The 5,748-nt window shown below is 69.0% G+C and carries 5 protein-coding genes; 2 read left to right on the top strand and 3 right to left on the bottom strand.

The features are described from left to right. Window positions 1-142: 142 nt before the first annotated feature. Window positions 143-1,609: a catalase gene (locus ACWGI8_RS37975; RefSeq protein ID WP_453667994.1), complete on the top strand. Its 1,467-nt coding sequence runs from the start codon at window positions 143-145 to the stop codon at window positions 1,607-1,609. 387 nt (window positions 1,610-1,996) lie between these two features. On the opposite strand, the gene ACWGI8_RS37970 is transcribed toward ACWGI8_RS37975, so the two are convergent. Further along, on the bottom strand, window positions 1,997-2,677 hold the full coding sequence (locus ACWGI8_RS37970) for a response regulator transcription factor (protein WP_018847140.1): 681 nt from the start codon (window positions 2,675-2,677) through the stop codon (window positions 1,997-1,999). After that, the gene (locus tag ACWGI8_RS37965; RefSeq protein WP_453667993.1) at window positions 2,674-4,026 is read right to left on the bottom strand and encodes a sensor histidine kinase; all 1,353 of its coding nucleotides are present in this window, start codon (window positions 4,024-4,026) and stop codon (window positions 2,674-2,676) included. Before ACWGI8_RS37965 ends, ACWGI8_RS37970 begins: the two co-directional genes overlap by 4 nt. Window positions 4,027-4,226: 200 nt before the next feature. Here ACWGI8_RS37965 and phoU point away from each other — a divergent pair, with 200 nt between their 5' ends. Beyond that, complete coding sequence (gene phoU / locus ACWGI8_RS37960) at window positions 4,227-4,904, top strand: phosphate signaling complex protein PhoU (RefSeq protein ID WP_453667992.1); 678 nt, start codon at window positions 4,227-4,229, stop codon at window positions 4,902-4,904. 513 nt (window positions 4,905-5,417) lie between these two features. Here phoU and ACWGI8_RS37955 read toward each other — a convergent pair. Further along, complete coding sequence (locus tag ACWGI8_RS37955; protein WP_453667991.1) at window positions 5,418-5,663, bottom strand: hypothetical protein; 246 nt, start codon at window positions 5,661-5,663, stop codon at window positions 5,418-5,420. Window positions 5,664-5,748 lie beyond the last annotated feature (85 nt).

The raw sequence follows: 5,748 nt of genomic DNA, 5'->3' as shown, positions 1-5,748 counted from the left end.
CACCTGTCCTGTCGCGCCCAAGTGCAGCCACGGCCCGGATCCATCACCTTCATTTCAACAAACTGTTGACGTTTTCGCCGGAGTGAATTTACGCTCCAGGCACGCTCAGCAGCTCCCGCACGGAAGGTCACCCCCGCCACCCATGACGCAGCGTGTGCTTACGACCGAGTCCGGCGCTCCGGTCGCCGACAACCAGAACTCCGCCACCGCCGGCGTCGGTGGCCCGCTCCTCCTCCAGGACCAGCACCTGCTGGAGAAGCTCGCCCGGTTCAACCGCGAGCGCATCCCGGAGCGCGTGGTGCACGCCCGCGGGTCCGGCGCCTACGGCTACTTCGAGGTGACCGACGACGTCACCGGCTTCACCAGGGCCGCCTTCCTCTCCGAGGTGGGCAAGCGGACCGAGACGTTCCTGCGCTTCTCGACCGTGGCCGACTCGCTGGGTGGCGCGGACGCCGTCCGTGACCCGCGCGGCTTCGCGCTGAAGTTCTACACCGAAGAGGGCAACTACGACCTCGTCGGCAACAACACCCCGGTGTTCTTCATCAAGGACCCCATCAAGTTCCCCGACTTCATCCACTCCCAGAAGCGCGACCCGTTCACGGGCAAGCAGGAGCCGGACAACGTCTGGGACTTCTGGGCGCACGCCCCCGAGGCCACGCACCAGGTGACGTGGCTGATGGGTGACCGCGGCATCCCCGCCTCGTACCGCCACATGAACGGCTACGGCTCCCACACCTACCAGTGGACCAACGCCGAGGGCGAGGCATTCTTCGTCAAGTACCACTTCAAGACGAACCAGGGCATCCGCAGCCTGTCGTCCGAGCAGGCCGCCGAGGTCGTGGGCACGGACGCCAACAGCCACCAGACCGACCTGCTGCAGGCCATCGAGCGCGGCGTGAACCCGTCCTGGACGCTGTACGTGCAGATCATGCCGGCGGCCGAGGCGGCGGACTACAAGTTCAACCCGTTCGACCTGACCAAGGTGTGGCCGCACAGCGACTACCCGCTGCAGCGGGTCGGCCGCCTGGTCCTCGACCGCAACCCGGACAACGTCTTCGCCGAGGTCGAGCAGGCCGCGTTCTCCCCGAACAACTTCGTTCCGGGCATCGGCCCTTCGCCGGACAAGATGCTCCAGGGCCGGCTGTTCGCCTACGCGGACGCCCACCGCTACCGCCTCGGTGTGAACCACACCCAGCTGCCGGTGAACGCGCCCAAGGCTGTTTCCGGGGGGTGTGCGGACAACTACGGCCGCGACGGCCACATGGCCACCCGCAACGGCTCGCGCCACGACAAGAACTACGAGCCCAACTCGTACTCCGGTCCGGCCCAGACGGACACGGCCCTGTCGGCCCCGCTGGCCATCCACGGCTGGACGGGCACGCACGAGGCCCCGCTGCACTCCAAGGACGACGACTTCTTCCAGGCCGGCGAGCTGTACCGGCTGATGTCGGAGGAGGAGAAGCAGCGTCTGGTCGCGAACATCGCCGGCGGCCTGTCCCAGGTCTCCCGCGACGACGTGATCGAGAAGAACCTCGCCCACTTCCACGCCGCCGACCCGGACTACGGCAAGCGCGTCGAGGAAGCGGTCCGCGCCCTGCGCGAGGACTGAGCTCTTCCCGGTAACACCCAGACCGCGTACGGGAGTCGACTGGAGGTCTGCCTCCTGTACGCCGTCCGAACCGCCGGCCCGGATGAGGGGTGGTCAGCGGTGAGGACAGCTTGAGGACCGCGGCGGCGTGCGAGCCAGTGCGGTGGTACGGGCCGCCCGGCCCCCTTCTTGACCTGAAGGAAGGGCCGGCCGGAAAGCCCATCGCCCCGCCGCGGTCCCTGAGACCCCCCGACCGGGGCACCCCACTGTGGGACACCAAAGACTCCGCCCGGCGGCGCGAAACGACCAATCCCTCACGCCGCCCTCGCACTGCTCGGCCCCAGGGGGCCTCCCAGGCTTCGGGACGCTGTGCCGGACTCCGTCCGGCCGGTCGGGGCAGGGGCCGGTTTACGGCTCGAACTTGTAGCCCAGGCCACGGACCGTCACCAGGTAGCGCGGCGCGCCCGGGTCCGGCTCGATCTTGGCGCGGAGGCGCTTGACGTGGACGTCGAGGGTCTTGGTGTCGCCCACGTAGTCCGCGCCCCAGACGCGGTCGATCAGCTGCATGCGGGTCAGGACGCGGCCCGCGTTGCGCAGGAGCATCTCCAGGAGGTCGAACTCCTTGAGCGGGAGGTCGACCTTGCCGCCGGAGACGGTGACGACGTGGCGGTCGACGTCCATACGGACCGGGCCGGCCTCGAGCGCGGCCGGGGTGACCTCCTCCGGCTCGCCGCGGCGGCGCAGGACCGCGCGGATGCGGGCGACCAGTTCCCGCGAGGAGAAGGGCTTGGTCACGTAGTCGTCGGCTCCTATCTCCAGGCCGACGACCTTGTCGATCTCGCTGTCCTTCGCGGTCACCATGATGACCGGGACGTTGGACCGGCCGCGCAGCTGGCGGCAGACCTCGGTGCCGGGCAGTCCGGGCAGCATCAGGTCGAGCAGGACGAGGTCGGCTCCGTTGCGCTCGAACTCGTCGAGCCCCTCGGGCCCGGTGGTCGCGACGGCGACCTCGAAGCCCTCCTTGCGGAGCATGTAGGAAAGAGCGTCGCTGAAGGATTCCTCATCCTCGACGACAAGCACTCGGGTCACGGAAGGACCTCCGGGGCAGGCAGTGGTTCGCGTGTGGTGGTCCGAGGATCGGGACCGGGGTGGGCTTCGGGATCCGATTCGGGATCCGAATCGAGATCGGGGGCGGGATCGGGATCGGGATGGGGACGGGAATCGGGATCCGAGTCGTACGGTCCGTCGTCGGCGTCGTCGGCGACCTGGATGTGCGTACGGTCCCGGACGGAGCCGGCCTCCGGCAACCGCAAGGTGAAGGTGGAGCCCTGTCCCTCGGTGCTCCACACCGTGACCTCCCCGCCGTGCGAGGCGGCCACGTGCTTGACGATGGCCAGGCCCAGGCCCGTACCGCCGGTCGCCCGGGAGCGGGCCGGGTCGACGCGGTAGAAGCGCTCGAAGATGCGCTCGCGGTCCTTCTCGGAGATGCCGATTCCCTGGTCGGTGACGGCGATCTCGATCGCCTCACCGCCGGGCGCGGGGACGCGGCGTGCGGCTATGCCGACACGGGTGCGGGCCGGGGAGTAGTTGACGGCGTTCTCGACGAGGTTGCCGAGGGCGGCGGCAAGCTGGCCGCGGTTGCCCCAGACGTGCAGGTCCGCGGCGCCGCCGGCGGCCATGGTGATCTGTTTGGTGGACGCGGTGTGCCGGGAGCGGTCGATGGCCTCGGCGACCAGTTCGTCCACCCGTACGGGCTCGGCGTCCTCCAGCGGGTCGTCGTTCTGCACCCGGGAGAGGTCGATGAGCTCCTGTACGAGGTTGGTGAGCCGGGTCGCCTCGATCTGCATACGGCCGGCGAAGCGGGTGACCGCCTCGGGGTCGTCCGAGGCGTCCATGACCGCCTCGGAGAGCAGGGAGAGCGCGCCGACGGGAGTCTTGAGCTCATGGCTCACGTTGGCGACGAAGTCGCGTCGTACCGCTTCGATACGACGGGCTTCGGTGAGGTCCTCGACGAGGAGCAGCACGAGCCGGGAGCCGAGCGGGGCGACCCGGGCCGAGACGGCCAGGGCTTCGCCCCGGCCGGTGCCGCGGCGCGGCAGGTCGAGCTCGACCTGCCGTATCTCACCGTCGCGCCGGGTTTCGCGGGCCATGTGCAGCATCGGCTCGACGGCCAGCTTCCCGCCCCTGACCAGGCCGAGCGCATACGCGGCGGAGCTGGCCTTGACCACGGAGTCGCTCTCGTCGAGGACGACCGCGGAGGAGCGGAGCACGGACAGCACGGTGTCGACGCCGGGCGGAAGCACGGCGTCCGTGTGCAGGGATGTGCGGGTGGGCCTGGCTTGGTCGCGCTCGCTCCAGCGGAACGCCAGCATGGCGATCACGCCGGTGCACACCCCGGCGATCGCAGCCAATGCGGCGACCGCCGCGTTCACGTCCATGCATCCAGGTTATGCGTGCTCGTGGACGCTCTCCCAGCCATCCGGGTGGCAGCTTGGACAGTCGTCGCTCAGAGTTCACCGAGGGGAAAGTGACGGTTCACTTGGGAGGGAGGATCCGGACGCGTTACGGACCGAACGTGGGAGCGTGGGGGTCTCAGCCCCACCCGGACCCCCGAAGGCTTCAAGAGAGGGACACCCCCATGCGGGACGCGTACCACGAGGAACTGGACTCGATCGGCGAGGGCCTGGTCGAGATGGCCCGGCTGGTCGGGTCGGCGATCGGGCGCGCCACGACGGCCATGCTCGACGCCGATCTCAAGCTTGCCGAAAGCGTGATCGCCGCCGACCAGAAGGTCGACGATCTGCAGCACGACCTGGAGGCCAGGGCGATAGCCCTGCTGGCCCGGCAGCAGCCGGTCGCGACCGACCTGCGGATCGTGGTGACCTCCCTGCGGATGAGCGCGGACCTGGAGCGCTCCGGCGACCTGGCCCAGCACGTGGCCAAGCTGGCCCGGCTGCGCTTCCCCGCCACGGCGGTTCCGCAGGACCTGCACGCCACGATCCTGGAGATGGGCCAGCTCGCGCAGCGCCTGATGGCGAAGGCGGCCGAGGTCATCATCACCAAGGACGTCGATCTGGCCCTCCAGCTGGAGACGGACGACGACGAGATGGACCTGCTGCACCGCACTCTCTTCACGCACCTGATCGACGAGCGCTGGAAGCACGGCATCGAGACGGCGGTCGACGTCACCCTGCTCGGTCGCTACTACGAGCGGTACGCCGACCACGCGGTCGCGGTGGCCAAGCGCGTGGTCTACCTGGTGACGGGCGAGCACGCGGACGATCTTCAGGCGGACACGCAGGTCGAGGGCGCGTAAGACGCGGTCGGGGGAGCCTGGCCTCCGTGCGCCGTTGATGCGCCGGGCGGAGTGGGCATGCAATGGGGAGAGGCGACACAGGTACGCCTTTGAGGAGGATCCCATGGCCGACTCCCCCACGACCGACCCCCGGCAGGAAGCGCCTGTCGAAGTGCCGGTCCCGCCCCTTCGCCTTCCACTGCTGGGCGCCTGCGGCTGCGGCTCCGGCTGCGGCTGCGGCTGCCAGTCGGGCGCGCCGTGCCAGTGCGGCGGCTAGCCAGCCGAAGCGGAAGGGCCCCGTCCAGCGATGGGCGGGGCCCTTCCGGTGTCACCGGATCCTCTCGGTGTGGAGCCCTCTCGATGTGACGGGGCCCTACCGGTGTCCTGCTTGCCGGGACCGGCCGGGCCCTTTGCCCCTCCTGTTCATTGGCGCACCTGTTCTTCGGCTTCTTCGGCGCGCCCGTTTATCGGCACCCCTGTTCATTGGCGCGCCTGTTCATTGGCGCGCCGACGACATGGCTGCGGTGACCGGGATTACCTCAGCCCGACAAAGATGACCACCACGTCGTTGAAATCGTCGAAATTCCTGTGGTCGAAGTTCCTGTGGTGGAAGAAGAAGTTGTCGTGGTCGTGATGGTCGCAACGGTCCCAGCCCCGCCAGTCGGAGCAGCCGTAATCGGCCCTGCCGTCGCTCGAGGCGAAAGCCCCGGTGGTCGGCATGACACCAAGCGCGAGCCCTGCGGCCCCTGCCGCGAGTGCGGCAACGATCCTGCGGCGCATTCCCATGCACCTCCGAGCACTTATCGCCAATCGGACTTACAACCTATTTCAACTTTCCTCCCTTTCTCGGTGCGCTGTCAAAGAG

It is taken from the genome of Streptomyces sp. NPDC054841, from assembly GCF_053611045.1.
Note: the sequence above shows the minus strand (reverse complement) of the source record. Positions and strands in the feature narration are given on the sequence as shown.